This window comes from Natrinema halophilum (assembly GCF_013402815.2).
In the GTDB taxonomy this organism is placed as follows: domain Archaea; phylum Halobacteriota; class Halobacteria; order Halobacteriales; family Natrialbaceae; genus Natrinema; species Natrinema halophilum.
In genome coordinates this window covers 2,960,248-2,986,726 of the sequence record NZ_CP058601.1, presented here as the reverse complement: position 1 = coordinate 2,986,726, position 26,479 = coordinate 2,960,248, and the positions used below count along the sequence as shown (strand labels likewise).

The following is a 26,479-nucleotide window of genomic DNA, read 5'->3' as shown; positions in this document are numbered from 1 at the left end:
ATCGGCGGTGGTTGGCGTCAAGGTTGTCGGATTCACTCCCGTCGTAAACGACGGAATTCTCTCCTCGCAGAAAGATAGCTGTCAAGAACGGCGTGCCGAATAGAGAGGATAGAGTCAGGACCCCGATTTCGGCAGGTCTGGACAATCTGGGCCGAATCGGTCGATCATTGGAGCTACGAACTGGCCGCTGAGAGACTCCCCGTTGCAGATGTTCGCCGTTATTCCGCTTCTTCGTCGAGGCGGAATGTCGCACGAACCGGTTCGGGAAGGGGTGGTCGTGGGGCGGTTTCGTGGCGCTCAATTTTCTCGGGTTTTCGCGTTTTCTGGTGGACAGCTCGCGCCATTGGGACGCCCTTGAGATAGTTGAAGTCCCCGAGGATGTCGGCACCATACTTTGTGAAGCCGTAGAATTTCCACGGCAAGCCGCGTTTTTCCCTGTTTGGGGGATACTCGTAGATTGCGAGGATGTCTGCTTCGACGAGCACGTCCAGTTGCTCTTCGACGGTTTTTTTCGATTTGCTTGGGACGAAATGGTTGATTTCATCCGCTGACGCGAGGGTTTTCGGGTGCCCAACGAGCGACTGAATGATGCTGTGTCGAGTTTCCTGTGACAGGAGTTCCATCAACTCACGCTGCCGATCTAACGGGTTTTCCTCGTTGTCGGCTTTGGAATGCGAGGAGATGTCGGCCATTGTCAACTGGACCTACGATGGCGGATCACATAAACAGACAGGATTGACTTCTCTACGTTAGACCAGTGTGGTTATTGGCCAGTATTTCCTTATTGGTTAGTATGGCGGACATACCGGAGACCACCGAAGAACGTACCGACTACATCGTAAACGACGTTCTCTATGGCCTCGAACTCGACCCAATAGATAGCGAACGACTCCTCTCGTATATGCGAGAGCGACACGAGCACCTCTTTGGCCCACATTCGACGTATTTCGTGCTGGGCAGTTACGAATCACCGTTCAAATATCGTCTCGATGAGGCGCTCGACGTGCTGAACCATCGACACGATGCCTACGCGTACATCCTCGCCACCCAGCCCGACCTCGAGGTGTCGGATGAGATCCCCGGCCTCAAAGTGAAGTTCTTTCTCCACGCTCTCTACGCGGATTCGATTCCGTTGATTCTTGAACACGACACTGGTGGGGCGGTCGCCGAGTTTGGACGCGTTGAACGCCCGGCGCTGCTCGACCGCACGTACCTCTTCCCTCGGGCACGAGAGGAGCACTACGATGATGACTCCCTGCTCACAACGCAAGACGCGATCCTCGCTCGGGCGGTCGAACTGGCATATCGTGCTGATGACCTCGACGAGGAACTTGATGCGCTCGCCGAACGCGCTCGTGACCACGGGCTGGACATCTCGACGCAGGATCTCGAATCGTATCTGGAGTCCGAACTCGGCGGTCGCACGCCGTCGTATAGCGGCGTGATAACCGATTCCCTCGTCCATCTCGAATCAGTGAACCAGTGCTTTTCGTGGACGACGACGGAGGAACTCGAAGAACGATTGGCGAACGTTCCGTAGTCAGTTTCGAAGACACGATACCCCTGATGCGCCGTCGTTACCAGCGCGTCCATCTTGCTCGGTCACGATCCCTCGCTTGTCGAACGTCGAGCTCCGTCACATTCGCGCTGTTCTACAGCACGATCACCGCGTTCTCCCACATTGCCGTCAAAAGAGAGATCCCGTAGATCGGTTGTCGTCAGCAACGCTCGCGGTTTCAGTAGACGATGTCCCACATCGGCGTTAGCGTGATCGACTCGATCGCTTCGCGATCGATCTCCGTCTCGAGCCCATTCTCACTCTGCAACTGCAGTATCGCCCCGTCATCACCCTGGATCGGTTCGGCACTCGCCGCGAAGTACTCCGAGCGTTCGTCGTCCCCCGAGACGTCGATACGTAACTCCGCCCCCTCGTCGTCGTCGGTCCACTGATGATCGACGTACGTCCCCCAGCACTCGCGACAGACGTCTTCGCACTGGTCTTTCAGATTCCCGGTGAATGACTCCGGCTCGAACGGCATCGAATGGTGTAACACGGTTCGACAAACCGACTCGGCTCGAACGATCACGCCGTCTTGGTCCCTGTCGAATAGAACCAGGCAGCCGTTTACGCACCCGATAGAATCACCGTCAAAATCAGTCGATGGCCGGTCGAGTCGGTTCAGACAATGGCCACACGTGATGTCGTCTGCCGTCACATCTTCGCGTAACTCGAAGTGCTCACCTTCGATCGGGACCCGTATCGCATCACAGAGACTCGACCAGCCGAATCCGGTGTCCGGAGGCACGTGGTTGTCGTAGAATACGTGCGTGAGACCGTCGTCGGTTTGCCAGTGATAGGGTGTCGGATGATACATACTTGGGTATTCAATCAAAGGATAATAAGTATACTTCAGATATTGCTTATAGAGAAAGAAGCCGTGGTCCGTCGCATTCCGTTCTGTTCCCGCGAATTAGCCGTCGACTACGCCCCGCGACCTCTCCCGTACGGGTCCGTGACACCAGCACAACCTACACACTCACCGTGATCGGCCACGCACTCGAGGTGTCCCGCACCGAACGAACCCTCGACTGCCCTGGTCCGGGAACAGCTCCCCGAATCGAAGTAGCTGCTATAGTAGTCGTTGAAACGATGTCCCCACCGCTTGCGCTGCTGTGGCCAGCGCGTACTCGCTGGCCGCGAATTCGCGAGCGGGGTGTGCAATGACGTTCAGCGACTACTATAGAGAGCCCCGTGCATCGGGCGGGGGCGTGATGCGCCTCGAGCCGACGGCTTAAGGGAGGCGCATGCGAACGAGCACCCAGACTGATGCCCAAGATTAGCGTCGAAATCCCGCAGGAACTCCTCGATGATCTGGACGACCACGTCGGGGACGACGGAAAGTTCGTCAATCGCAGCGATGCGATCCGTGCGTCGATCCGCAAAACCCTGGATATATTGGACGAGATCGACGAGCGTCACGATCGCCTCGAGAGCGACGGGTAACCACTCGGTGGCTCACTTCCCGTCGAGTCGCCGTGCGAACCCGAAGTTCGGCTTGACGTCCTCGACGCGAACGGTGACGATCTCGCCTTCTTCGGTGTCCGGGACGAACAGCCGGTAGCCGTCGACCGAGGCGATGCCGTCCCCTTCGCCACCCACGTCGATAATCTCGACCTCGAGTTCGTCGCCTGGCCGCACCGAGGCGGTGAGCCGGCCCTTCCCGATGAAGTAGACCTCGGACGATTCGTCGCGGCTAGCCTTCGGCGAGGTAGCCCGGACGTACTGGAACTCCGCTTCGACGTCGGCCCGGAAGTCGTCGACGTCCGGCCCTTCGAAGACCTTCACGACGAAGTCGCCACCGCTGTCGAGGAGTTCGAGTGCGGTCTCGAAGGCCTGCCGTGCAAGGTGGAGCGAACGGGCCTGATCGAGCGAATACTCGCCGGACATGTTTGGCGCCATGTCGGAGAGGACGACGTCCACGGGCCCGCCTGCTCGCTCCGAATCGGCAGCACCCGCCCGATCGGCAGAGCCGCCCGCCGCGTCGATAACCCGGTCTCGCGTCTTCTCCTCGGTCATGTCCCCGCGGAGCGTCTCGACGTTGTCGTGATCCTCGAAATCTTTGATCCGCTGGAAATCGACGCCGATCACGTTCCCCTGCGGGCCGACTTCTTCGGCGGCGACTTCGAGCCAGCCGCCGGGGGCCGCACCCAGGTCGACGACGGTATCGCCGCGTGAAATGACGTTCTCGAGGTCGTCGAGCTGTTTGAGCTTGTAGGCCGCTCGAGAGCGATAGCCCTCCTGTTTCGCTTTGTTGTAGTAGTGGTCTCGACCCGTCATGCGTACCCCACCAAATTCATTGATATGTTCCGGATGGGGACTGCCTGCGAATTCGCGTTCATATCAACTGAGACGTGGTCGACCCGGAAAGGCACATCGGATGGTCCGCATCGGTACGATGCTCAATCGGAAGACACGATACAAGTCCGCTACGGGGTTTTCTTCATCCGGCGGAAACCGAACTGTCATCGACCCACGACTGAAGTCGTGGGCTTGTCCGTGGACTCCCGGTCTGCCGACGAAATGTCGGAGGCGGTGTAATCGCCATTCCCGTTCACCATCCCGGACTTGAGGGCGAGATGACCGTCGCCCAACCCAGAGGGGCGTTTGCCCTCTGGTAACGTTAGCAGTTTCAGACCGATGTTCTTCGCGGCGTTGTAGTCGCCGTCAACCGAGTACCCACACTCGTTGCACTCGAACCACCCGTCTGAGTTACGATTCGTACTGGACTGATGCCCGCACTTCGAGCACGTCTGACTCGTAAACGCGGGTGGAATCTTCTCGACACGGATGCCGTACTCGGCGGCCTTGTACGCGATTTGTTCTTGAAGTTCGCGGAACGCCCAGTTGTGCATCTGCCGCTTCACTTGATCGTTCCTGTTGTCCATCTGCTCGCGGATGTGGGTCAAGCGTTCGACGGCAATGTACGAACAACCGTGGGTGACGGCTTCCTCCACGATGCGTCGGGAAATCGTGTGCAGGCGATTCAGCACGAAGCGGTTTTCTCGCCCCGACAATCGCCGGAGTACCTGCTTTGCGGAGCGAGTGCCTTTGTGCTGAAGGCTTCGACGCACGCGGAAGTAGTGATTCTGCCCCCACAGTAGTTCACCACCGTCGTAGAACGACCCCGTACTCGTCACGGCGACGTTCTTCAGGTTCAAATCCACGCCAAGTACCTTGTCACCGTCACGTTCATCGACCTCTTTCTTGATGACGATGTGGAGGTGGAACGCATCCTCGTCTTCCCGGTAGTGGAGTGTTCCCATCCGTGTTTCGTAGTCGTCATCATCGAGATAGGATTTCTGGTAGTCTCCGAGAACGTAGTCCACAGCGACCCTGCCGTTGATCGTGGAGAGGGTAGCCGACCTGTCCCTGATGGTCAACGTCCGTTTGTCGTAGACTGCGGACGGTTCGCTGAATCGGGGGAGTGGGCGGCTGTTGCCCTTCTCCCAGTCTGCAACGGTGGATTTCATCGCTTCGACGGCTTTCGAGTACGCCCGAACGCAGAGGTTCGCGGGCAGGTCAGTTTCGTCTCGCAAGTCGTGATACACTTTGTCGTGTATGGTAGACTTATTGAGGATGAGGTAGCCGTCGTCGTTCCTGGCGTTCTGGACGGTGTAGTTGCAGGCGTGGTTGAACTGCTCGATAGTCTGATGGAGGTCGTCTGCTCGGTCGTCTGGAACCGAGAGTTTGACTGGAATGGTTCGTTTGACCTCCATCTGTAAATTCACATATAGGACCCTGTTTTATGTAATCTGCGGCTGGCGTTGGGGAGTCGGAATGCTATCGCTCGTGGTTTGATTCAATGCTTGTCGGATTCCTCCCACGACTGAAGTCGCGGGCTTCCTCCTTGAATTTCTGTGAGAGCGGGTTCCGTCGGCCCGACGCGAGTCAGTCCGATCACCTCCCGATCGGTAGAACGCCGCGTCGATGTCGCGTCGATCAGCCTGTCTCGAATCGATTCGACGAGCTCGTCCGTGTCTCGGTGACCTTCAGAGAATAGCATCAGATCCATACACCGTCCGCCTCGCGTTATTTTCATCAATCGTTCGAATAGGAAACTATCTCCGCGAGAAGGGGCCTCTATTGGGTTCCCGGTCGTAGGCCAGACCGGTGTTATCATGGGAGAAATTGACGTGGCAATAGGTGTCGATGCGGACTGCGTCGCCGGCTGGTTAGGCTCGTACGGCGGTTCGGACTCGCCCGCGGACCTGTCGCGCGGACTCTCCGCGGGGAACGAAGGGATTCCTCGCCTGTTGCAGCTCTTCGAGGATCAGGACGTGACGACCTCGTGGTACGTGCCGGGGCACACGATCGATACGTTCCGCGACGAGGTCGAGGAGGTCGCGGCCGCTGGACACGAACTCGGCGTCCACGGGTACTCACACGAGAATCCCACCGATCTCTCGCGCGAGCAGGAAAACGAGATACTGCAGGTTTCGATCGACTTGATCGAAGACGTAACCGGAGAAGAGCCGGTCGGCCACCGTGCGAGCTGGTGGGAGTTTAGCGAAAATACGCCCGAACTAGTCGAGCAGCACGGCTTTCTCTACGACAGTAGTCTGATGGAACGTGCGTTCGAACCCGGCCGGATGCGCAAGGGGGACGACTGGACGCCGATCCAGTACGATCAGGACCCCGAGACGTGGATGGAACCGTACGAGTACGGCGAGGAGACCGACGTGATCGAGATTCCGATCAGCTGGTACCGTGACGACATCCCGCCGATGTTGTTCATCAAACAGCCGCTCTACCACGCCGGATACAAGGACCCGAAGATGATGTACGACCAGTACTACAGACGGCAGTTCGACTTTCTCTACGATCGGCGGGGCGCGGGCGTGTACACGTTCACCATCCATCCGGACCTCCACGGACTTCCACACATGATCTCCCACCTCGAGGAGTTTATCCAGTACGTCGAGAGCCACGAGGACGCCGAATTCGAGACGCTGGAAACGATCGCTCGGAAGTACGATGACGATCCAGCAGTCTACGAGAGCGAGGGCGACTACGTTTGAGCGACCGCCCATTTGTTTTCTATAGTAGTCGTTGAAACGATTTACCCACCGCTCGACCGACTGCGGCCAGCGAGTGCTCGCTGGCCCCGAATTCGCGAGCGGGGTGTGCAATGACGTTCAACGACTACTATGATACCGTCTGGTCAGCCGGCAAACACCTGCCGAATCTCTTCGGCTGTATCGTATGCGGCGAGCGCCAGCATCAGTTTGATACGAGCTTTCTGGGCCGGCAAATCGCTCGCGAAGATCACCCCGTGCTCCCGCAACGTTTCGCCGCCGCCGACGCCGCCGTAGACGGGTGCAAGTCGACCCTCGAGACAGCGAGACGTGATCACGACTGGAACCCCCTGATCGATGGCGTCTCGGACGCCGGTTCCGATTCCGGTCGTCACGTTCCCGAGACCCGTTCCTTCGACGACGAGTCCGTCCGCGCCTCGCTCTACGGCCGCATCGATCAGATCGCCCGTGACGGCACTCCCGCTCTTGATCGTGTAGACGTCCGCCTCCAACGAGGCGTTCGAGACGTGGTCCGATTCTCCCTCAGGCGGCCGGTGGAGCGCGACGCCGGTCCGATCGACGGTGGCGACGGGGCCCGGGCCGACGGAACGAAACGCCTCGAGCTTCGAGGTGTGGGTCTTCGTGACGTGACGCGCGGCGTGAACCGCCTCGTTGAACGCCACGAAAACGCCGCTGCCGTCGTGAGCGGAGAACGCGTCGGCGGCTCGAAACGCCGTGAGAAGGTTCGACGGACCGTCCGGACTGTACTCGTCCGGACGGCGTTGTGCGCCGGTCACGAAAACCGGTATCTCGGGCTGGATCGCGGCGTCGAGATAGTATGCGGTTTCTTCCATCGTATCCGTGCCGTGGGTGATGACCACCGCGTCGACCCCGTGGTTCCCGTCGAGTTCGCGGACTCGTTCGCCGATCGACTCGAGCGTCTCGGCGTCCATCTCGAAGCTCGGCACCTGCGCGACCTGGTCGACGTCGACGTCGGCGTACGCTTCCAGCGCCGGGACCGCGCCGACGAGTTCGCTGCCCCGTTTGGTCGGAGACGCACCATCGTCGCCGTCGGTACTGGCGATCGTGCCACCCGTGCTGAGTACGGTTACGTGCATGGCGTTCGTACAGGAACCTACCGTCGGCATCCTCAAAACACCGCAGCCTTCCGGGGGTAAAACGCGGTCGATGCCGTTTCCGGAACGGAACGCGTCCGATCGTGTCGGTCGGCACCACCGAACGAGCCGCGGCCGTGCGTAAAGGGTGCCTTTTTATGGCAACCGTTCGTACGGCGACCTATATGTTCAAGGCCATCGTGAGCGCCGAAACGCTCACCAGCGCGCTCGACTCGGTGAGCGTGCTGGTCGACGAGTGCAAAATCCACCTCGAGGAGGACGGCCTCGAAATCCGGGCCGTCGACCCCGCGAACGTCGGGATGGTCGACCTCTCGCTCGATTCGGCTGCGTTCGAGTCCTACGAAGCTGACGGCGGGCTGATCGGCGTCGACCTCTCGCGACTGGAAGACATCGCTGGCATGGCCGAATCCGGCCAGCTCATCCAGATCGAACTCGACGAAGAGACACGGAAACTCCACATCCAGATCGACGGACTCGAGTACACGCTCGCGCTCATCGACCCCGATTCGATCCGCCAGGAGCCGGACATTCCGGACCTCGATCTTCCCGCAGAGGTCATTCTCGAGGGGAAAGACGTCAACCGGTCGGTGACGGCCGCTGACATGGTGTCCGACCACATCGCACTCGGCGTCGACGAGAACGAGGAGTATTTCTACGTCGACGCGGAGGGCGACACCGACGACGTCCACCTCGAACTAACGGAAACGGACCTGATCGATCTGCAGGTCGGTCCCGCACACTCGCTGTTCTCGCTCGATTACCTCAAAGACATGAACAAGGCGATCCCCTCGGATACCGAGGTTACGCTCGATCTCGGCGAGGAGTTCCCCGTCAAAATCTACTTCGGCTTCGCGGAGGGGCAGGGACAGGTTACCTACATGCTCGCACCGCGAATCCAGAGCGACTGACGGGTCGAAGACGCTCTCCATTGTCGGTAGTTCTGCTCGGCTGCAACCGCGTTCTCTCGAGATATCCGTCGGTTCGGATGGCTTAAAAAGAGGACATGAGCAGGAAAGGGGCTACCGGGCCGCCCTTCGTACCGTCGTTCGTGCCCTCCACGAACGATTCGACGGACGAAACGGAATCGCAGCCAGTCAGATGCATCGCGACGTTCGACCCCGCCGACGAACGAGCGAGCGAAGCCGTCGTCACCGCGGTTGCCGCCGTTCTCGGGGAGGATCCCGGCAACCTGCGACCGCTGTACGAGCACGTCGACCCGGATGCGCTCGATTCCCTAATTGAGAACGCTCAACTGACCGATTCCGGGACTCACCAGGTGTGGTTTCCCTACGAAGGGGTCGACGTCGGCGTTCGAAGTGGCGGAGAGATCCGGGTTCGAGATGCGACTGTAGACCGGTCACGGTAGTTGGGTATACGAATATTGTTCGGGCGGACAGGGGACACTCTGACCGCACGGATCGTGTCGCCCGCGTTGTCGGTGGTGACTGAGTCCATACCCTGAGAGTTAGCAGGACTTCCCGACGAAGTCCAGGTTGGCTTGGATACTCCCTTTCTCTTTGAGACCGACATGCCTGGGGATCCACCACTCGAAGCCGATGTACCCGGTGTTAGAGTTCTCGATGCACCAATCGTCCTCGTCGTGATCACTGCAGACGCCGAAGCGGACGCCGGTCATCGGACGCCGCCGACCGTGATTGTCACCGGTATCGTCGTAGAACGGTGCCAGTGCGGTACCTTTTCGAGCACGGTCGAAGACGTTCAATTTCGTCCGGTTACCGCTGGCAATCTCGATCCGGCAGATCGGCAGGTTACTCTTCCACTCGAAGCCGACCGGTTTGCCCTTCTTACCTGTGATAATCTTCGTGACCTCGATGCAGAGGTCGGGAAGGGGCTTGTCCTCGTTCATCGCCACGTGGCCGACGCCGTCGATGCACAACTCGACGCCGTCGCCGAGGTGGGAAATACAGTCGCCGAGGTCGTCGACGTTCTCGCTGTCGACGATCTTCTCGACCTTCTTCCCGTCGACGAACTCTTCGATGTTTTCCACCGTGATCCACTGTGGGACGTACTCGTCGGCCGAAGCGACCTCGCAGTCGCTCGTGTTGACGCGCGGGTACCCGTAGTAGTGGATACCGTCCCGGTCGAAGGGGCCGGCGACGTACGGATCGCCCGAGATGTGGACGCCCTTCTCGAGTCTGTGGAGTACTTTTTTGAGCGATCCCTGGACGATGATCGGCTCGTACTCTTGATAGACGTTGTCTCCCCGATTGTCGTGGCCGTTGCCGTTGTCGCCGTTCTCGGCGCAACAGACGTCGATGTTACTGATACCCTGACCGGTAGGCGTCGAGAAGGTGGCACCGTCGAGTATGACGGGTTCATCGAAGACGTAGACCTGCTCACCTTCGTTGCCGCCCTTGACGCTGACGATCATAACGGGACCGTCCGACGAAAGTGTGACGCTCCCGCTGGTCCGGCTGTCGACAGTGATCGTGGCACATCCCTCTGCGATATCACCGGCCTCGAAGTCCGAGCCGAACACTTCAGATCCCTCGAGATCACCGTCTTCGAACCGGTCGAGTCGATCCTCGTAGTCGTCGCAGTCGTAGTTTCGAGCGCCTCCGAACCGCGGATCGTCACCCGTGACGATGATATCGTCGATCCTCGGCGTCGCCTCGGTCACCGGACCGGTGACCGGCATGTAAGTGCCGTTGTTCCCGCCGTTCGGTGGTTTCATCCCGCCGAACTCGTCGTACCAGACGCGCGCCCGGGCGAGGTGGGCGAGTTTCTTGTCGACCGAGACGTCGTCCGCTATGAGCGTGAGCTTCCCGGGCTCGTCACAGATATGATAGCTGAGCGTTACCTCACCGCCGTAACCCGGCTTGATGCCGTGGAAATTTATCAGCGGATCTCCCCGTTCGGTGTCGTCGTCGTTCGTCCGCAGATCATCGCTGAGCGGATCCTCGACATCGACGAGGGCATCGTTCGTCAGACCTCCGTCGCAGTAATCGATGTCGTCGTCCTGCACCCGGTCGTTGTCCTCGTCCGGGAATGCCTCGAGTTGCTTCCAGCCCTTTCCGGTAATGACCGCCTCCTGCCAGTCGATCGCCACCGGAACGTCGTACTCGTGTTCGTGATCGGTATTCTTCTCTCCTGCAATCACACTGTTCGCGCCGAGTGCAAGCCCGGCGCCGGTCGTGCCGATACCCGCGAGAACGTTGCGTCGATCGATAGTCGGTTTTGTCTCTTTTGACATAGTTTCTCTGCGCCCCCCGGAACCACCCGGGAACCACGCAAGAAGTGCCGACCAGATATCATAATATAAGTATACACAAGAATCTCCAATGTTACAGACAGTATACGGTTTTGCAACCACCACATATTACAACATATTCCGAATAACACGGCAGTTTTACTAATCTAGTACGTATTTATTTATTGCTGATGTCGTTCTATCACTGCAGCCCATATATAACGGATTGAAGTATTTACATACGATATCAAAACTATTACTCCCAAACCACCCTTGCGGTCCGATGCTGTCAGAACCACCCTCGCGGACCGATACTGTCAACTACATTTGATGGGCGAGTTCTTGGCTGGAAAAGCTCTGCGCATACGCCAAAGTCATCGAGGCGAGGATATCACCGGTTGTGATGGGAACGGGCGATAGTTAGCTGCGTTTCGGACTGAAGGAACCGCCATCAGCTAGACGAGAGTGACAGATACAGCGGCTGTACTGGCTTTGAGTTTCTCGACTTATTGTGGTCGAATAAACTCCGCTACTACTTACTGGGAGCGTAGCGATTTCGTTCTCCAGTCGGCGGAGTTGCGACGAACACGAATCCCCGTCAATCGTGCTCGTCGTCAATCGTGCTCGTCGAGAAATGCCAAAAGGTGGTCGTTCACGGTAGTATCGTCCTCGATAAAGAAGAGATGCGAACCGCCCTCGACGATTTCGAGACGGCTGTCCGGAATCTTCTCCTCGAGCAGCCTCGCGTTTTCGACGGGGACCACCTCGTCGTTCGTTCCGTGGAGGATCAGGGTCGGTACGCGGAGACGTTCGAGGCGGTCGCTGACGTCGAAGTTCAGGACGGCGGCGGCCTGTGCCTCGCGAGCGGGGTCCCCGGCGTCTTGCTCGAGGCGCCACTCGACGATCTGGTCCATCAGATGGGGGTTCCGATTGGTGAACCGTTCGTTAAACGCGGGGCGCATCCGATAGCGGATTTTCTCGCGCTCGCTTGCACCACTCGGCGTGTCGAACATGTGTTCCTGCGTTTCGTCGGGCACCGGTGCTGCGTCGGGCCCCCCGTGGCTCGTACAGCAAAGCGTCAGCGACTTCGTTCGAGAGTATTCCAGCGCGTATCGCTGGGCGATCATCCCACCCATACTCGCGCCGACGATGTGGGCGTCGTAGATGCCCGCGTTGTCGAGGACGGCCTCGAGGTCGGCCGCGAGGCCGCCGATCGAGTAGCCAGCGAGCTTGAAGATGATGGGGGCGCGGAGTTTCCTCGGCAGTCGGGGAACGAGCGGCGGGAGTCCGACGTCGGAGCGGCCGGTCCCCCGGTTGTCGGGGGCGATGACGTCGTATCCGGAGTCGACCGCTTCGCGCTGCCAGCGCCACATCCATCGGCCGTATCCCAGCCCTTGAACGAAGACGACGGGTGCCTCGCCGTCGCCGTCGCTGTCGTCGCGCTCGTAGTAAATCGACACGCCGTCTCTCGTCGCCTGTGGCATACTCGGGATGACGTGTCGAGCGCCCTTGAAATCGATCCTCGAAACCGCGTTACGCGACCGAGGGGAGTCGCCTCTCTCGTGCCGGTAATACGATTTTATCGCCGTCGCGGCACCCGGGTTTGGGGAGGGAACCGGATTCGAACGCCCCCGTCGATCCGGCGACGCGACCGGACTCTTTAATGGAATATTGTGCTAACCGGCGCGTTTATCCCGTTTCGGTAAAACACTATTACCGATGCAGCGACTCCACGCCAGGTACCCGTTTCTCGAGACCGCTCGCGAGTCCGTCGCGACGGAGGCGGTCGATCTGGCGACTGTCGTCGAGCAGGATCGGGCGGTCGTCGACCGAGCCCGTCAACGCGTTATTACCGCGCTCGAGGAGGGTGACACCGGAGAGCCACACCGCGACGCTCGAATCGAGTTGCTCTCGTACCCGGTCGCACGGGTGCTCGTTTCTATGCTCGAGGAACGCGTTCTCGTCCGAAAGTATGCCCGCGCCGAGGCCGAAACGGCCTACGACCGCTTTACCGCCGACATGGCGGACACGACCGAACTGAAAAGCGTCGAGTCGGCGGGACTGGAACTGAGCGATCTGCTCGCCGAATTCGATCTACACGGAGCGGTCGCCGAAACGGCCTCTGGCCATCGGATCGGCGTCGGAACGTACCTGCCACTGGCCGAAGATCTGTGGGGCGACGAGTGGCGACTCGTCAATCGGTCGCTGAACGCGGGCGAGGTACCGGTCGACGAGGGCGAACTGCTCACCCTGCTCCGGGAAGCGATCCGAACCCGTATCGAGGACGGCCTCCCCTTCGAAGTCCCCGACGCCATCGCGACCGTACTCGAGGACGACGCCGCACAGATCCGCGAGGTGCTGGCGGATCTCGAGTTGACCCGCGAAATCGACACCGTCGTTCCGGACCTCTTTCCGCCGTGTATGAAATCCCTCCTCGATCAGATCCAGAAGGGCGAACACCTCCCACATCACTCCCGGTTTGCCATCACCGCATTCCTCTCGAGCATCGGAATGACGACCGACCAGATCGTCGAACTCTACCGCGTGAATTCGTCGTTCGGTGAGGAGATGACCCGGTATCAGACCGACCACATTCGCGGGGAAACCTCGCCGACGGAGTATTCGCCGCCGTCTTGCGCGACGATGCAGTCCTACGGCGACTGCGTTAACAAGGACGATCTCTGCGAGCGAATCCCCCACCCGATGGCCTACTACGAGGAGCGGATCGACGACGCCGACGACGAGGAAATCGACGACTGGCGGGAGCAACCCGACGAGAGCGACAACGAACGCGCAAGCGGCGACTGACCGCGCTGGCTGCGACGATATGCCGACCGTCGGGCACGATTGGAGCGCCGTTACTTTCGCGACGGATCGTCGGACAATCCGTCGGCCTGTTGGCGAATGTCTTCCAGCGCGCGCTCTTGCTCATCTCGAGTGAGCCCGCCGGATTCGGCGTGTCGACCGTCGTACTGCTCGGACGGGATCGCGTTCCAGACGCTCGAGTTCGTGTCGTCTTCGCCGCCGTCGCCCGCCGGCGGGGAACCCTGTCGCAGCGTCGCGACTGCGATCGCGAGTCCTATCAGTATCGCCAGCGACCCGGTTGCGGTAGCGGCGGGAGCCGCGGCTGGCGCGTAAACGACAAGCGACGAACCGACCACCAACAGAACGACGGCACCGACGAGATGACGAAGTCCAGATCGGTACAGCGGATCGGACCCGGCGTCTGAACGAACCATACAAATCGTCAGGGTGCCAACGTGAAACCCGTACCGATGCCCGTTAGAACGTTCCCCCGGCGTTCGACCCGCCGTTGGTCTCGAAGCCGTCCTCCGGTTCGTTCAGCGCGTAGGCCAGACCGATTCCGATGACGGTGAGAAGAATGATAAAGCCGACGATGACCCAGACGAGTATCCAGCCGCCCTCGGGCGTAAGCTTACTGCCGGTTCCGTAGGTGGACCCGACGACGGCCATAGCTGCAAGCATCACGAGGACTGCACCGACGGAGGCGGCGATTTCGAGGACCTGTTCCCGATCGAGCATTACCGGGTCGGTTTCGCCGGCCAGGTAAAAAGCGCTTCGAAGGGGATCTCGGACGGGAGCTTGTGAGAGCACTCTCCCGTGCAGCGACACTACGTCGATGAGAACGCCGCCGACTTCGGTCGCCGGAGTGAGCACGTCGTGTGATCGCCTCGGGGTCACGTGGTTCGAACGACCTTCGGCCATTCGTCACTAAGCGGAGCCCAGTTCCGCGAGGTCAGCGTAGCCAACGGTTTCAACAGATCACGAGAGAGTATTGCTCTCTCGAACGACCCCGAAGAAGTCTCCGATACCGCTGATAAACCGGGTACCTGAATGTGCAAGCGCGTCCGTTATGACCGTGGGATTCCTATCCACGTCGAATAGCCAGCCGACCAGCGAATCGACCCTCGACGCATCATGAAAACAACAGCGTCACCGAAAGCGCCGCTTCCAGTACCGTCGAACGATCACCTCACGGAGCGATCGCGCCGAGCGCGCACCGAACCGATGTCGGTGTTGCCACTCGGCGACGGCCTCTACGAGGTCGAATCTGCAAGCGACCACACCTACCTCATCGATCTCGAGAGCGGTCGATGTACCTGTCCGGATCACGTTTTCCGCAAGGCCCGGTGCAAGCACATCCGCCGGGTCGCGATCGAGATTACGGAGGGCCGGACTCCGCCGCCGGGCGAGATCGCAGCCGACTGCCACGACTGCGATGAGACGATGTTCGTCGACGAGAACGCGGACGCGCCCTTCTACTGTGCGGATCACGAAATCTTCCCGAGCGATACCGTCGTCGACCGCGAGACCGGCGACCGGCTCACTGTCGTCGACGTCTCGGAACTGCGAGCCGACGCGGTCGAGATCGGGGCGGCCGACACCACCGTCGCCGAATACGCGACGAACGAGAACTACGACCCGGACGTCCCGGTCGTCGGCGCGATCTATCCCCACGCGCGAGTCGCTCGAAACGGCGTCGTCCCATCGTCGCTGAAGGTCTACGTCTTCCCGCGGACACGACTCGAGCGAGAGGTCCGAGCGGAGTGAGGGCTCCGGACGGAAAAGCGGAGCAGAACGATCCGCAGCAAGAGACCCGAGCGATTTGAGACTGAACGTTTCAAGCCCTGCGGGTAGAATGCCGCGCGAAGACGCGGTGAGGCACTCGAAGGACGGCAGCCGCCGAACCGGCTGTCGCCTCCGCCGTCGTCTCTGCGCCGAAACGACTTGCAACGCACCGGGCGTTGACAACGCCCGCTTTCTTGGTGGCTGCTATCGATAGAGGTGCCATGGGAGCGGGTATCGATTACGGCGAACTCGACGGGGGACGACATGTGAACTACTGGACGCTCGATCGCACGCTCCAGCGCGAGCTTCGCCGGGTTTACGACGACGACGAGTTCGAATGGGCCGAGCCGAAGCTCACCGAGTTCGGCGAGCTGATCGGGCATACCGTCGCGGAAAACGCGGATTACGTCGACGACCACGGGCCGGAACTCGAGACGTACGACGAGTACGGCAATGTGCAGAATTTCGTCCGCTATCCGGCCGAACAACTCGAGAACGATCGAACGGTCTACGAGATGGGGATCATCGCCGACGCGTTCGAGGCCCCACCCGGGCGCGACGAGCCGATGCCGTTCAGCCACTTCCTCGCGATGTTGCACCTGCTGTGTTACGCCGACGCCGGGTTCGGCTGCCCGATCGCGATGACCGCCGGCGCGGCGCTCGTCCTCGAGCGCTTCGACGACGGCACCGCCGCGAGCAACGCGACGTCAGCGCGTCGCTCCGACGGCGACCTCGAGCCCTACTATCGGGGACTCGTCAGCCGTGACTACGACGGGCTGATCGAGGGGGCGATGTTCCTCACGGAAGAGCAGGGCGGCAGCGACGTCGGTGCGAACGAAACGATGGCTCGGTACGACGATGAGGCCGATTGCTGGCGGCTCACCGGCGAGAAGTGGTTCTGTTCGAACGTCGACGCCGAGGGAACGCTCGCGCTCGCCCGAACCGAAGACGCTCCGGCGGGAACCGACGGTCTCTCGATGTTCCTCGTCCCGCACGGCGATCCCGACGAGGGTGTCCTGACCAAGGGCGATCGCAAAGCGTTTGACGGGCCACCGCCGGGAGACGCGCTGAACGAGCAGTTATACCGACGCCTGAAGGACAAGCTCGGGACGATCGCCGTCCCGACCGGCGAAGTCGAATTCGAGGACACGAAGGCGTTCCTCGTCGGCGAGCAGGAGGGCGGCTTCGAACAGATGACCGAGATGCTAAATCTGGAGCGACTCGCGAACGCCGCCGCTTCCTGCGGGGTCATGGGCCGTGCGCTCCTGGAGAGCAAAGTCCAGGCCGCGACCCGCGAGGCCTTCGGCAAGACGATCGACGAGTTCCCGCTGATGCGCGAGGATCTCGTCGATATGACCGTCGACTACGAGGCTGCGACCGCGTACGTCTCCGAGGTCGGCCGGCTGTTTTCCGAACGTGAGCGAGCGCGACGGCGCGAGGGATCGGGCAACGTCTCTCGGAAGACAACCGACGGGAACGACGATTCCGAGGGAGCCGGCGACGAGGACGACGACTACCAGTTACTGCGGCTGTTGATTCCGATCGCCAAACTTCGCACGGGCAGGATGGCCGTCGACACTACCTCCTATGCCATGGAGATCCAGGGCGGAAACGGGTACGTCGACGACTTCGTAACCAATCGCCTGCTTCGGGACGCGCAGGTATTGCCGATCTGGGAAGGGACCGAGAACGTCCTCTCGCTCGACGTCCTCCGCGCTCTAGAACGGGAAGGCGCCCACGAGCCGCTCATGGGGGCAATCGAAGCGCGACTCGAGGCCGTCACGCATCCGGCGCTTGCAGATGCAGCCGACACGGTTGCGGCGGAGTACGAGGAGCTAACAGCAGCGTTCGTGACGCTGGCGGGCGAGGACCCCGACTACGCCCAGCTCTCGGCGAAGCGGCTCGCACACTACGTCTTTGAGGTGTTCACGGCCGCGCTCTTGCTCGAAGAGGCACAGACCGATCTCGAGAACGGCGACGGGCGAACCGCGCTCGTCGCACGGCGATTCGTTACGACGGAACTCGAAAGCCGCGAGGCTCGGGGCATCACCGGCGGCGACCGGTCCGTCCTCGAGACGTTCGAGCCGATCATCCAGCACACGCCGGTCGATCCCGACACGATCTCGGAGACCGTGGCCGCCGACGACTGAGGGCGATCGATTCGGTTTGGGCGTCCCTCCTTCCCCGGTTCAACCGCGAACACGATCCGCAGCGGGATCGTCTCGACCGTACTCGATCGAGATCCCTGTCGGACGATTACTCGATCTGAAAATCCGACGGCCGATCACTCGAGCAGTTCCGCGGCTTCGGTGGCGCCCATCACGCCCTGCTGGACCGCGTTCAGAACGCGAAGAATCTCTTCGTCCGGGCCGTCGTCGTCGGGGTCGTCGCCGACTTCCTCGAGTGTGATTTTCTCCGACTGGCCGGTGAACTCGGGAAAGTCGATTCCCTCGGCGAGTGCCGTTTCCTTCTTGACGCGATAGTTCCCGCCGTCGGTGACGTAGAGGTCACCGGGATGGAAAAAGTACCAGTCTTCGCGGTCGAAGCGGACGCCGATTCGGGGTTTCGCGCCGAAGTTCCGTGCGAAGTAGATCAGCGCTTCGACCTCCTCGCCGGTTAGATAGATCGGATCGCCGGAGCTCGATTTCGCTTCGATCGCGTAGAACTGCTCGCCGTCACCTGCGAGAACGTCGGGGAGTTCTCGTTCGGTCGCGGAACCGCTTGCGGGCGCTCGCATTACCGCGAACCCGGCCTCGTCGAGCGCGTTGACGAGTTCCCGTTCGCGGCGGTCGCCCTTCGACTGAGACATACCCGTCTCTCACCCGCGGGCGGTAATAAAGGGCCGGAGAGTGCAGCGAAAGTGGTGATCCGGGCGGACCTGATAACCGAAATCGGTTACGGGGGGAGGGAGGGAAGGATGCCGACGATCGCCGATGGGGAGGTCCCGACGCCCTCCACGTTGTATTCGATAGCGAGGTAGAGCACGCCGAATTGGAAGGCGTTCAGTGCGGCGTGTGCAGCGATCGGCACGACGAGGTTTCTGGTCTTTACGTACAGGGTACCGAAGATGATCGCGCCGCCGAACATGATGGCAAGCGACGTAAGCGTTGCAGCGATCGAGTCGGCGAGCGCGACGTACATCGGGAAGTGAACGAGGGCGAAAATAGTGCTCGCGAGCAACACCGACTGCATCCTGGTGAAGGCCTCGTAGAGCCGTTTCTGGACGACGTTTCGGAAGAGAAACTCTTCGGCTGGTGCGTTGAAGAAGACCACGATACCGATCATGATCAGAATCATCGTCTGATCCTGTCCGACGATCGCGACGACCTCGCTTTCGGCGGCGGGCAGGGACAAGAGCTGCACGACGATATTGACGACAAAGAGAAACGCGATGCTTGCACCCATGCCGACGAGGACGTATATCCACCCCGTCGTGGATGGCAGACGAAAGTCGACGTACGACCATCCCCGTCCGGTTGCGGCGAGGTAGATCGCGCCGGCCAGTGCCATCCCGACGAAGTTCAGGATCATGTAGAGGGTCTGCCCTTCGATCGAAGCGGCGGCCACCCCTTTGGCGAGCATCGGATCGACGAGCACTGCCGGAAGCGTCGCGATGGCGGCCCCCAGCAGACCGAAAATTGTCAAACCGATCGCGACCAGCGTCGATCGAAGCGGGGCACTTTCGCGACGAGCCGAACGAACGGGCGTTTCCATACCCTCGACTACGGTAGCCGCGGCCTTGGATATTTCCCTGCCGAAGGCGCCGGAACTTACGACGTACCGGCGGACGAAAGCGGATCGGTCTCGAACAACTGCGCCAACAGGCGCTGCTGGCCGATCCGCAAGTGCCGGTTGACCGTCGGCTGGGTCACCTCGAGCATGTCGGCGAGTTCCTCACCGTTCGTCTCGCGAGGCCAGTCGAAGAAGCCGGCGAAGTAGGCGGTCCGGAGCACCTCGAGCTGTCGATCGGTCAGTGCATCGAACAGCGTCGTTACGAGTTCGCTTCGGGTTCCCATGGAGCGCTCGACGTGACGGCGGCCCTGCAACTCGACGGGTGCGTGCTGCTCGCGGAGCATCTCGACGAATTCGCGGACGTCGGTACCCATCGGGACGTCAACGGTGACCTCGATCCGATCACCGTCTGCGTGCATCGAGCGCGGACTCCCGCCGTGGCGGACCAGCCGCGAGGCGATCGTGTCGCCCGAGACGGACACCTCGAAGCGACAGTCGTCGTCGGCGTCGCTAATCAGCCGGTAATCGGTGACCGAGACGATCTCCTCGAGCGCGGAGCGGACCTCGTCGGGCGGGATGCCGCTCGTTGCGAAGAACAGCAGCGTCTCATCGGCGGTGTGTGTCCCGAGCCCGTCGTATTCGACGTGCGCACCCGTCATCGCCGCGATCCGGGAGAGCAGGTCGGTCGACTCATCGATCTGAAGTGTGAGCTCGATTACAGTTTCTGCGTGTAGCGCTTCCCGCGTTTTCACCGCCGTAATCGCGTTTGCAATCCCCTCGCCGAGTTCCGTCACGACCGATCGCTCGAGGTCGGCAAACGCATCCGGCTCGGTGGCGTACATCGTGAGCACCCCGTAGGTGTACTCGGCGTAAGACAGCGGGACGCTGATGACCGATTGAAATTCTCGATCCAGTGCATCTCGTCGCCAGGGCTCGTTCTGAAGCCCCTCGACGACGTTCGGGACGACGGTCGGGGTTTCCGTCCGGGCGGTTCGGGCGGCCGGTTCGGTCGACGCGTCGTAGGACAGCGAGACATCGTCCAGATACTCCTGTCCCTCGCCGGCCCAGGTACGAGGGACGAGATGTGTGCCGCTGGATTCGAGTGAGCCGATCCAGGCGAAGGCGATGTCGTCAGCCTCGACCAGCCGTTCCGGAACGGTCCGCTCGATTTCCTCCTGGCTGTCCGCACCGATGAGCAACTGGTCGATCCGCCTGATGAGTTCCGTGGTTGCCATCTGGCGGTTGAGCCGACGGTTTCGGTCTTCGAGTTCCGCCTCCCTTTCGAGAAGGCTGGCCTCGCTCTCGATGCGGTCGAACGCGGCTTCGGTCGTCGCGGCGAGCGTCTCGATCAGTTGCCGAGCCTCGTCGTCGATCGGGTTCTCTCCAGACGCAACTGCGAAGAGACCGTGATCACCGATCGGTACGACGACGCCGCTTTCGACGGTGGGACCAAAGACTCGTGATCGATCGAACGTCTCCGGGTCGTCGACCTCAGTTCTCGTCCCTGAGACGTAGGTGTTCCAGAAGACCGCATCAGTGTCGCCCACGTCGACCGAGGGAGCGCCGTCACTGAGCGTCTCGAACCCGTCGGTGTACGCGAGCGGGTCCAGCCGGTTTACGTCCGGGTCGAGTCGATAGACGGCAACGCCCGTGGCTTCGAGGATGTCGGCCGCGGTCTCGACGACGAGTTCCGCGGCCTCTCGGTCGGAGTCGGTTCCGAGCAACTCCCGTGCACCGCTGTGAAGCGCCTCGAGCGCCAGTTCGTGTTCCTTGTGCGCGGTGATGTCCTGAATCGTCCCGCGTATTCCGGCGGCCGCGTCGGTCTCGGACCCCCCCTCGTTGCGCGAGGAACGACCCTCGCCATCGGCCCTGAGCGGTTCACCGATGGATCTCACCCACCGTACGTTTCCCTGTTCCGTCTGCAAACGGTGTTCGATCTCGTAGCTCTCGCCGTCCACGAGCGCCGATTCGATGGTTTCGATGACCCACTCTCGATCGTCCGGATGTGGGAACTGAGACGCCCGCTCGAAATCGATATCCGCATCCGGCGGGACGTCGGCCAGCCGGCGGAGCCCATCCGTCAGGGTAAGGTCCCTCAAGTCGCCGCTTTCGACGAGCTCCCAGCCGCCGATGCCGGCGAGCCGTTCGGCCTGTTTGAGTAGCTCGGTCGTCCGCTCGAGTTCGCGTTCGTGCTCCTTGCGTTCGGTGATGTCACGGATGACACCTGCAGTTCCGGCGAATTCGCCGTCGGACATCGGCAACAGCGCCATGTGATTCTCCACGTCGATCACGTCGCCGCCGTCAGTCTTGAGGTGCGTCTCGAACGTTCGGGAGAGTTCGCTGGATCGAAGTAATTCGCGGATCCGGTCCCGGGTGATTTCGAGGGGATCAGAGGACATCACCACCGATACGTGTTCGCCGATCAGTTCCTCGGGCTCGTAGCCCAGAATCGACGCGGTCGCGTCGTTCAGGAAACGGAACCGGCCCTCTGCGTCCAGCGTGTACACCATTTCGTCGAGGGCCTGGATGATCGTCTCAGCGCGCTCGAGTTCCCGCTCGCGCTCCTTGCGTTCCGTGATGTCCTGAAACGCCCCGAACACTTTGACGACCGCTCCGTCATCCGTGCCGGACCAACCGTCGGAGAGACCGTCACCCTCCCCGCCATCGCGGAAGGGATCACCGATTGTCCGCACCCACCGCAGATCGCCGTCAGCCGTGATGATTCGGAGCTCCAGATCGAACGTCTCACCGTGCTCGATGGCTCGTTCGACCGCCTCGCGGATCTTCGGCCGGTCGTCTGGATGGTAGAAATCTATCGCCTGATCCAGATCGATATCCTCGTCCGAGGGGACGCCGTGAATCCGACAGATCTCGGAAGACCACTGGAGTTCGAACGGCTCCTCGGATACGTCGAGTTCCCACGCGCCGACCTTCGCCTGCCGCTGGGCTTGCTTGAACATGTGCGTCGTCCGCTCGAGACGCGCCTCGCGCTCCCGGAGCCGCCGTTCTTTCGCCTGCCGTTCGCTGACGTCCCGGCCGACGCCGGCGATTACCCGGTCACCGTCAGGGTTCTCGAGGCACGATCCGGTGAACTGGTACGGAATCCGTTTGCCATCGCTGGTGACGAGTGGAACGTCGATGCGTGCGTTTCCGGACTCGAGTACCTCGCCGATCGCATCCATCACCCGATCGTGATCCGCTTCGTCGAAGAAATCGAGTGCGTGCATCGACTCGATGTCGTCGTTCGAATAGCCCGTCGCCTCGCATAGACTCTGGTTCCACCGTCGCACCTCGCCGTCCTCGTCGAGCAGGTAGACGACGTCATTGACCGCATCCAACATATCGTCGGTGAACTCACGCGCGCGCTCGAGTCGTCGCTCTCGCTCGCGGATCGCCTGGATGTGTGACCGCCGTTCGATGGTCTGGCTTATACAGCGGGCCACCAGGTCGACAAACGACGTTTCGTCAGGCGTGAAGGGGGCGTCTCGAGGCTGCCTGTTCGTAAAGCAAAGCGCCCCGTAGAGGTCGCCTTCGACGCCGATAGTGTCACAGGCGTAACAATGTATCTCGGCATCGGTGCTGGCGAGCAGCGTTTCCGTTCCCATTTCCGCCGCGTCGGAGACGGTCAGTACGTCGTCAGATTCGAGCGACTCATCGAGAGCCGTTTCCGACAGGTCCATCGTCGTTCCCTCACGGTCTGTCGCCTGTCCGACAGCCGTCTCGATCTCGTACCGGTCGGTCGATTCGTCGAATCGGGAGATGAATCCAGTTTCGACCTCGAGCCGATCACATCCCAGCTCGAGCAGTCTGCGGATCGTCGCTTCACAGCCCAGCGACGGATCGGACGTAATCCGGGACAACTGCTGGCGATAGCGTTCGTTCTCTGTTCGCCGTCGCTCTCGGTCTCGCACCGCCGTTGCCAGATCGTCGATCGCCTCGGACAGTCGCCCGACTTCGTCGTCCCGGTCTAGGGTGAAGTCGATCGGTTCATCGACGTTCTCGAGTCGGTCGGCGGTCTCGGACGTCTCGGCGGTTTCGGTCCCTCGGACTGGGGCGTCTCCGTCGAGCCGACTCACGAACTGTCGAAGGTCGCCCGTGAGTCGTTCGATAGCGGTCGCCCGATCGGATCCACTCCTGGCGGCGAGACCGATCAAAATCAAGCTGGTTCCCGGTCCCAGCGGTCCCCCTATAGCGACGCGGTTCAGAATCGGTATCTCGATGGCAAGTTCGACGATCGCTCCGATCATACTGACGATACCAACTACACTCGAGAGGATCGCGAACATCTCAGCTGTGGCATCTGCAAGTACACCAACGCTGGCCACGGCAACGAACATAACCCCGTTACGTCCCGACCAGCAATGACACGTGCGGTTAATTTTTCAGACACTGGCAGAGCGATATTTTCAGCAGTGGGCTATGCAAAGCGAGCCGTTTCGATCGATATCGCTCGCCCCCGCGACGTATTCGTGACAATACTCGAACCCTTCGTTGGTGCCGATATCGAACGTTAGAAGCCGTGTAGGCCGGTTGACAAGCATCGGCTACCGAGACACTATACACGTAGTGTCGTCCCAGGAGCAAAATTATGCATATAACGGGTAACCCGATACCGCCAGGTCCCGTTGTCTCAAACAGCATGACTGGCACTACCTTAGACTACCACCACGATTCTATGAGTCTCCGGGTCATCGAGGCCATCGCAAGCGAGACGAACACGGACGCACACGAACTCGATCCGCTGTACTACGTCGTTGATCCGGAAGCACTCGACCAGCTCTTCCAGTCCGACTCGAGCGCGCCCGTTCGCGTCGAGTTCGAGTACGATGGCTTACTGGTCGAAGTACGACACGACGGGACGATAGCGGTCGACGGAACGGTCCATAGACGAGGGTAAGTAACGGCACCAGTATCGCGTTCTGGCCCGGGTGCGCTTCCGATCCGTCCACGTCCCGCCAGTCATTCTCGGATCGTGCAGGATCGAGAGAACCGATCGTCATCGGTGCGATACGGGTTTCATCGCAGGGGTCACGATCGGGAGAGAATGCATTTTTGAACTACGCCACCAACTCGTCGCTGAGAAACGGCCTCGTTTCATCGAGGAAGGGACGACAGTCGACCGATTCGATAACCGCCCATACCGTCGAGATTACGTTCCGTGATCCCAGCTCTCCATGTAGTCGCGCTGAGCGTCGGTCAACGAATCGAAGTCAACGCCTTCCGCTTCGAGTTTGATCTCGGCGATCTCTCTGTCGAGCTCGTCGGGAACGTCGTGGACGCCCGCATCGTACGACTCACCGTTCTCGAGTAGCTCGCGGACGCAGACGGCCTGGACGCCGAACGACTGGTCCATCACTTCGACCGGGTGGCCGAGCGAAACGGGCGCAGCCAGGTTGACGAGGCGGCCTTCGGCAATGACGTTCAGGCGTCGGCCGTCTGCCAGCTCGTAGGCTTCGACGCCGTCGCGGGCCTCGTAGCGGTCGGACGCGAGTCCGTCGAGCGCCTCGAGATCGATCTCGATGTCGAAGTGACCGGCGTTGGCGAGCAGGACGCCGTCGTTCATCTTCTCGAAGTGTTCCTCGACGATGACGTCACGATTGCCCGTCGTCGTCAGGAAGACGTCGCCGATTTCGGCGGCTTCGTCCATGGGCATGACGTCGTAGCCCTCCATGTGGGCCTCGAGCGCGCGGCGAGGCTCGACCTCGGTGACGATGACGTTCGCGTTCTGTCCCGACGCCTTCTGTGCGACGCCCTTGCCGCAGTAGCCGTAACCCGCAACGACGACGTTTTTACCTGCCCACGAGAGGTTCGTGGTCATCGCGATCGACGCGAGCGAGGACTCGCCCGTGCCGTGGACGTTGTCGAACAGACGCTTCATCGGCGTGTCGTTGACCGCGAAGACGGGATACTCGAGCGCCCCGTCCGCGTCCATCGCGCGCAGGCGGTGGACGCCGGTCGTGGTCTCCTCCGCACCGCCGATGATGCCGTCGATCAGTTCGGGGTAGTCGTCGTGGATCGCGGCCACGAGGTCCATGCCGTCGTCGACGGTGATCGTCGGTTCGTGAGCGATGACGGCCTCGATCGCGGCGTAATATTCCTCGTCGTCGACGCCGCGTCGAGCGTAGCTGATAATGTTTTCGTGTGCGTCGAGTGCCGCAGAGACGTCGTCGTGGGTCGATAGCGGGTTGCAACCGGTGACGACGACCTCCGCGCCGCCGTCCGCGAGCGTCTCGACGAGGATCGCCGTCTTCGCCTCGACGTGCATCGCCATCCCGATCCGTTCGCCTTCGAACGGCCGATCTGCGGCGAACTCCTCGCGCAACCGCTCCATGATCGGCATGTGCTGTGCAGCCCAGTCCATCTTCCGGCGCCCCTCCTCGCGAGCCTCGTCGACGTCCGTCAGTTGCTCGCTGATCGGGGGGTACTCGGTATCGGTCATGAGTCGACTGAGAGGGACCGAGGCCAAAACGGTACCGAACCGTCCCGAGGGCGATTTCGAACGGCGCGAACGGGGGTCACGGGCGTCAAAACGGTGGTGGGTGTACTACGTGTCTGATCGAACGCGGTGGTCTCGCGTTATTCTTCGGTGACTTCCGTCGCTTCGATCCCGTCGTTACCGGGCGATCCGGCGTGATCCGGCGGACCACCGCCCGATTCGTCCCCGTTCCCGGTTCCATCTTCATCCGGCTGGTCCGTGTGACCTGGCAGGCCGCTCTCGTTACCGCTCTCGTTGCCATCTGCACTCGGCGGTCCGTGCTCGTCACCGCTCTCGTTGCCGTCCTCACCCGGCGGGCCCGCGTGTTCCGGCGGGTTACCCGGGTTATTGTCGAGGACGAAATTCGCCACCGCGATGCCGACCGACTCGGTGGAGTCGTTCTGCTGGTTCGAGACGAACTCGGAAACCATCGCGCCGAAGTTCAGCCCGGTCTCGGTTTCGTTGTCGGTCTCGTTGGTGTCGTCGTCGGTCTCGTTGGTGTCGTCGTCGGTCTCGTTGGCGCTGTCGGCATCGGCGGTCAGCGTCGCGGTCGTCGCCGTGTCGTTTCCAGTCGAGGCGGTGACCGAGAGGTCCCCGTCGCCGTCTTGCGCCGCCGTGGCGGCGGGCGCAAACGCGGTCAGAACGACGGTAGCGACCAGTGCGATCGTGAGTAGTTGGTTCCGTTGCATTCGATCGTGACTTTCAGGATATCGGAGATAAAGCCGGCCGGCAGTTCTCGGCGTTTGTCTGGAGACAAAA

The 26,479-nt window shown here is 61.1% G+C and carries 24 protein-coding genes; 9 read left to right on the top strand and 15 right to left on the bottom strand.

All coding sequences use genetic code 11. The features are described from left to right. Positions 1–218: 218 nt before the first annotated feature. On the bottom strand, positions 219–692 hold the full coding sequence (locus tag HYG82_RS35145) for an ArsR family transcriptional regulator (protein WP_179261937.1): 474 nt from the start codon (positions 690–692) through the stop codon (positions 219–221). A gap of 101 nt (positions 693–793) precedes the next feature. Here HYG82_RS35145 and HYG82_RS35140 point away from each other — a divergent pair, with 101 nt between their 5' ends. Beyond that, positions 794–1,540, top strand: a complete 747-nt coding sequence (locus HYG82_RS35140; protein WP_179261935.1) for a DUF8170 family protein — start codon at positions 794–796, stop codon at positions 1,538–1,540. A 196-nt stretch (positions 1,541–1,736) separates the two neighbouring features. On the opposite strand, the gene HYG82_RS35135 is transcribed toward HYG82_RS35140, so the two are convergent. Beyond that, positions 1,737–2,375 carry a hypothetical protein gene (locus HYG82_RS35135; protein WP_179261933.1) on the bottom strand — a complete coding sequence of 213 codons (639 nt, stop codon included), beginning with the start codon at positions 2,373–2,375 and terminating at the stop codon, positions 1,737–1,739. A gap of 452 nt (positions 2,376–2,827) precedes the next feature. On the opposite strand from HYG82_RS35135, the gene HYG82_RS35130 reads away from it, so the two are divergent. After that, positions 2,828–3,004, top strand: coding sequence for a ribbon-helix-helix protein, CopG family (locus HYG82_RS35130; protein WP_179261931.1), 177 nt, complete (start codon positions 2,828–2,830; stop codon positions 3,002–3,004). 12 nt (positions 3,005–3,016) lie between these two features. On the opposite strand, the gene HYG82_RS35125 is transcribed toward HYG82_RS35130, so the two are convergent. From HYG82_RS35125 to HYG82_RS35115, 3 genes are all read right to left on the bottom strand, one after another. After that, positions 3,017–3,838: a 23S rRNA (uridine(2552)-2'-O)-methyltransferase gene (locus tag HYG82_RS35125; protein ID WP_179261929.1), complete on the bottom strand. Its 822-nt coding sequence runs from the start codon at positions 3,836–3,838 to the stop codon at positions 3,017–3,019. Between the two features lie 185 nt (positions 3,839–4,023). Continuing rightward, on the bottom strand, positions 4,024–5,277 hold the full coding sequence (locus HYG82_RS35120; RefSeq protein WP_179261927.1) for an RNA-guided endonuclease InsQ/TnpB family protein: 1,254 nt from the start codon (positions 5,275–5,277) through the stop codon (positions 4,024–4,026). A gap of 83 nt (positions 5,278–5,360) precedes the next feature. Beyond that, positions 5,361–5,573, bottom strand: coding sequence for a hypothetical protein (locus tag HYG82_RS35115; RefSeq protein WP_235217706.1), 213 nt, complete (start codon positions 5,571–5,573; stop codon positions 5,361–5,363). A gap of 106 nt (positions 5,574–5,679) precedes the next feature. Here HYG82_RS35115 and HYG82_RS35110 point away from each other — a divergent pair, with 106 nt between their 5' ends. Continuing rightward, positions 5,680–6,579 carry a polysaccharide deacetylase family protein gene (locus HYG82_RS35110; RefSeq protein WP_179261925.1) on the top strand — a complete coding sequence of 300 codons (900 nt, stop codon included), beginning with the start codon at positions 5,680–5,682 and terminating at the stop codon, positions 6,577–6,579. 143 nt (positions 6,580–6,722) lie between these two features. Here HYG82_RS35110 and HYG82_RS35105 read toward each other — a convergent pair whose 3' ends face one another. Then, the gene (locus HYG82_RS35105) at positions 6,723–7,694 is read right to left on the bottom strand and encodes an asparaginase (protein WP_179264550.1); all 972 of its coding nucleotides are present in this window, start codon (positions 7,692–7,694) and stop codon (positions 6,723–6,725) included. A gap of 182 nt (positions 7,695–7,876) precedes the next feature. Here HYG82_RS35105 and HYG82_RS35100 point away from each other — a divergent pair, with 182 nt between their 5' ends. Next, on the top strand, positions 7,877–8,620 hold the full coding sequence (locus HYG82_RS35100; protein ID WP_179264548.1) for a DNA polymerase sliding clamp: 744 nt from the start codon (positions 7,877–7,879) through the stop codon (positions 8,618–8,620). A 140-nt stretch (positions 8,621–8,760) separates the two neighbouring features. Next, complete coding sequence (locus HYG82_RS35095; protein ID WP_179261923.1) at positions 8,761–9,078, top strand: HalOD1 output domain-containing protein; 318 nt, start codon at positions 8,761–8,763, stop codon at positions 9,076–9,078. Positions 9,079–9,177: 99 nt separating this feature from the next. Here the strand turns inward: HYG82_RS35095 and HYG82_RS35090 are convergent, their stop codons facing one another. After that, positions 9,178–10,926, bottom strand: a complete 1,749-nt coding sequence (locus HYG82_RS35090) for a hypothetical protein (protein WP_179261921.1) — start codon at positions 10,924–10,926, stop codon at positions 9,178–9,180. Positions 10,927–11,537: 611 nt separating this feature from the next. After that, positions 11,538–12,407, bottom strand: a complete 870-nt coding sequence (locus HYG82_RS35085) for an alpha/beta fold hydrolase (RefSeq protein WP_179261919.1) — start codon at positions 12,405–12,407, stop codon at positions 11,538–11,540. A gap of 235 nt (positions 12,408–12,642) precedes the next feature. Between HYG82_RS35085 and priL the strand changes: the two genes are divergently transcribed. Next, positions 12,643–13,731, top strand: a complete 1,089-nt coding sequence (gene priL / locus HYG82_RS35080; RefSeq protein ID WP_179261917.1) for a DNA primase regulatory subunit PriL — start codon at positions 12,643–12,645, stop codon at positions 13,729–13,731. Positions 13,732–13,781: 50 nt separating this feature from the next. Here the strand turns inward: priL and HYG82_RS35075 are convergent, their stop codons facing one another. Together HYG82_RS35075 and HYG82_RS44505 are read right to left on the bottom strand one after the other, a co-directional pair. Further along, a complete protein-coding gene (locus tag HYG82_RS35075) occupies positions 13,782–14,162 on the bottom strand; it encodes a hypothetical protein (protein ID WP_179261915.1) in 381 nt (126 codons plus the stop codon). Between the two features lie 43 nt (positions 14,163–14,205). Beyond that, positions 14,206–14,625, bottom strand: a complete 420-nt coding sequence (locus tag HYG82_RS44505; protein ID WP_343233060.1) for a DUF7472 family protein — start codon at positions 14,623–14,625, stop codon at positions 14,206–14,208. 237 nt (positions 14,626–14,862) lie between these two features. Here HYG82_RS44505 and HYG82_RS35065 point away from each other — a divergent pair, with 237 nt between their 5' ends. Both HYG82_RS35065 and HYG82_RS35060 read left to right on the top strand, forming a co-directional pair. Then, positions 14,863–15,495, top strand: a complete 633-nt coding sequence (locus HYG82_RS35065) for an SWIM zinc finger family protein (RefSeq protein ID WP_179261913.1) — start codon at positions 14,863–14,865, stop codon at positions 15,493–15,495. 239 nt (positions 15,496–15,734) lie between these two features. Continuing rightward, positions 15,735–17,663 (top strand): acyl-CoA dehydrogenase family protein, encoded by a 1,929-nt coding sequence (locus HYG82_RS35060; protein WP_179261911.1) that lies wholly within the window; start codon positions 15,735–15,737, stop codon positions 17,661–17,663. Between the two features lie 134 nt (positions 17,664–17,797). On the opposite strand, the gene hjc is transcribed toward HYG82_RS35060, so the two are convergent. The 3 genes from hjc to HYG82_RS35045 all read right to left on the bottom strand — a co-directional run bounded on the left by hjc (position 17,798) and on the right by HYG82_RS35045 (position 23,582). After that, complete coding sequence (hjc, locus tag HYG82_RS35055) at positions 17,798–18,322, bottom strand: Holliday junction resolvase Hjc (RefSeq protein ID WP_179261909.1); 525 nt, start codon at positions 18,320–18,322, stop codon at positions 17,798–17,800. 86 nt (positions 18,323–18,408) lie between these two features. After that, the gene (locus HYG82_RS35050; protein WP_179261907.1) at positions 18,409–19,227 is read right to left on the bottom strand and encodes a CPBP family intramembrane glutamic endopeptidase; all 819 of its coding nucleotides are present in this window, start codon (positions 19,225–19,227) and stop codon (positions 18,409–18,411) included. A 56-nt stretch (positions 19,228–19,283) separates the two neighbouring features. Further along, positions 19,284–23,582, bottom strand: a complete 4,299-nt coding sequence (locus tag HYG82_RS35045; RefSeq protein ID WP_179261905.1) for a PAS domain S-box protein — start codon at positions 23,580–23,582, stop codon at positions 19,284–19,286. 302 nt (positions 23,583–23,884) lie between these two features. On the opposite strand from HYG82_RS35045, the gene ddfA reads away from it, so the two are divergent. Further along, entirely contained in the window at positions 23,885–24,142 is a 258-nt protein-coding gene (ddfA, locus tag HYG82_RS35040) for a DdfA family disk-determining factor (RefSeq protein WP_179261903.1), read from the top strand. A 252-nt stretch (positions 24,143–24,394) separates the two neighbouring features. On the opposite strand, the gene HYG82_RS35035 is transcribed toward ddfA, so the two are convergent. Both HYG82_RS35035 and HYG82_RS35030 read right to left on the bottom strand, forming a co-directional pair. Continuing rightward, positions 24,395–25,684, bottom strand: a complete 1,290-nt coding sequence (locus tag HYG82_RS35035; RefSeq protein ID WP_179261901.1) for an adenosylhomocysteinase — start codon at positions 25,682–25,684, stop codon at positions 24,395–24,397. A gap of 137 nt (positions 25,685–25,821) precedes the next feature. After that, entirely contained in the window at positions 25,822–26,409 is a 588-nt protein-coding gene (locus HYG82_RS35030) for a hypothetical protein (RefSeq protein ID WP_179261899.1), read from the bottom strand. Between the last annotated feature and the right edge of the window lie 70 nt (positions 26,410–26,479).

Excerpts from the sequence above, each read along its gene's own strand:
- ddfA (WP_179261903.1), top strand. The coding sequence starts at position 23,885 with ATGACTGGCACTACCTTAGACTACCACCACGATTCTATGAGTCTCCGG.
- HYG82_RS35090 (WP_179261921.1), bottom strand. The coding sequence starts at position 10,926 with ATGTCAAAAGAGACAAAACCGACTATCGATCGACGCAACGTTCTCGCG.
- HYG82_RS35060 (WP_179261911.1), top strand. The coding sequence starts at position 15,735 with ATGGGAGCGGGTATCGATTACGGCGAACTCGACGGGGGACGACATGTG.
- HYG82_RS35130 (WP_179261931.1), top strand. The coding sequence starts at position 2,828 with ATGCCCAAGATTAGCGTCGAAATCCCGCAGGAACTCCTCGATGATCTG.
- HYG82_RS35110 (WP_179261925.1), top strand. The coding sequence starts at position 5,680 with ATGGGAGAAATTGACGTGGCAATAGGTGTCGATGCGGACTGCGTCGCC.
- HYG82_RS35050 (WP_179261907.1), bottom strand. The coding sequence starts at position 19,227 with ATGGAAACGCCCGTTCGTTCGGCTCGTCGCGAAAGTGCCCCGCTTCGA.
- HYG82_RS35135 (WP_179261933.1), bottom strand. The coding sequence starts at position 2,375 with ATGTATCATCCGACACCCTATCACTGGCAAACCGACGACGGTCTCACG.
- HYG82_RS35085 (WP_179261919.1), bottom strand. The coding sequence starts at position 12,407 with ATGCCACAGGCGACGAGAGACGGCGTGTCGATTTACTACGAGCGCGAC.
- HYG82_RS35030 (WP_179261899.1), bottom strand. The coding sequence starts at position 26,409 with ATGCAACGGAACCAACTACTCACGATCGCACTGGTCGCTACCGTCGTT.
- HYG82_RS35125 (WP_179261929.1), bottom strand. The coding sequence starts at position 3,838 with ATGACGGGTCGAGACCACTACTACAACAAAGCGAAACAGGAGGGCTAT.
- HYG82_RS35140 (WP_179261935.1), top strand. The coding sequence starts at position 794 with ATGGCGGACATACCGGAGACCACCGAAGAACGTACCGACTACATCGTA.
- HYG82_RS35120 (WP_179261927.1), bottom strand. The coding sequence starts at position 5,277 with ATGGAGGTCAAACGAACCATTCCAGTCAAACTCTCGGTTCCAGACGAC.
- HYG82_RS35100 (WP_179264548.1), top strand. The coding sequence starts at position 7,877 with ATGTTCAAGGCCATCGTGAGCGCCGAAACGCTCACCAGCGCGCTCGAC.
- HYG82_RS35145 (WP_179261937.1), bottom strand. The coding sequence starts at position 692 with ATGGCCGACATCTCCTCGCATTCCAAAGCCGACAACGAGGAAAACCCG.
- HYG82_RS35115 (WP_235217706.1), bottom strand. The coding sequence starts at position 5,573 with ATGGATCTGATGCTATTCTCTGAAGGTCACCGAGACACGGACGAGCTC.
- HYG82_RS35045 (WP_179261905.1), bottom strand. The coding sequence starts at position 23,582 with ATGTTCGTTGCCGTGGCCAGCGTTGGTGTACTTGCAGATGCCACAGCT.
- HYG82_RS35075 (WP_179261915.1), bottom strand. The coding sequence starts at position 14,162 with ATGGTTCGTTCAGACGCCGGGTCCGATCCGCTGTACCGATCTGGACTT.
- HYG82_RS35105 (WP_179264550.1), bottom strand. The coding sequence starts at position 7,694 with ATGCACGTAACCGTACTCAGCACGGGTGGCACGATCGCCAGTACCGAC.
- priL (WP_179261917.1), top strand. The coding sequence starts at position 12,643 with ATGCAGCGACTCCACGCCAGGTACCCGTTTCTCGAGACCGCTCGCGAG.
- hjc (WP_179261909.1), bottom strand. The coding sequence starts at position 18,322 with ATGTCTCAGTCGAAGGGCGACCGCCGCGAACGGGAACTCGTCAACGCG.
- HYG82_RS35035 (WP_179261901.1), bottom strand. The coding sequence starts at position 25,684 with ATGACCGATACCGAGTACCCCCCGATCAGCGAGCAACTGACGGACGTC.
- HYG82_RS35065 (WP_179261913.1), top strand. The coding sequence starts at position 14,863 with ATGAAAACAACAGCGTCACCGAAAGCGCCGCTTCCAGTACCGTCGAAC.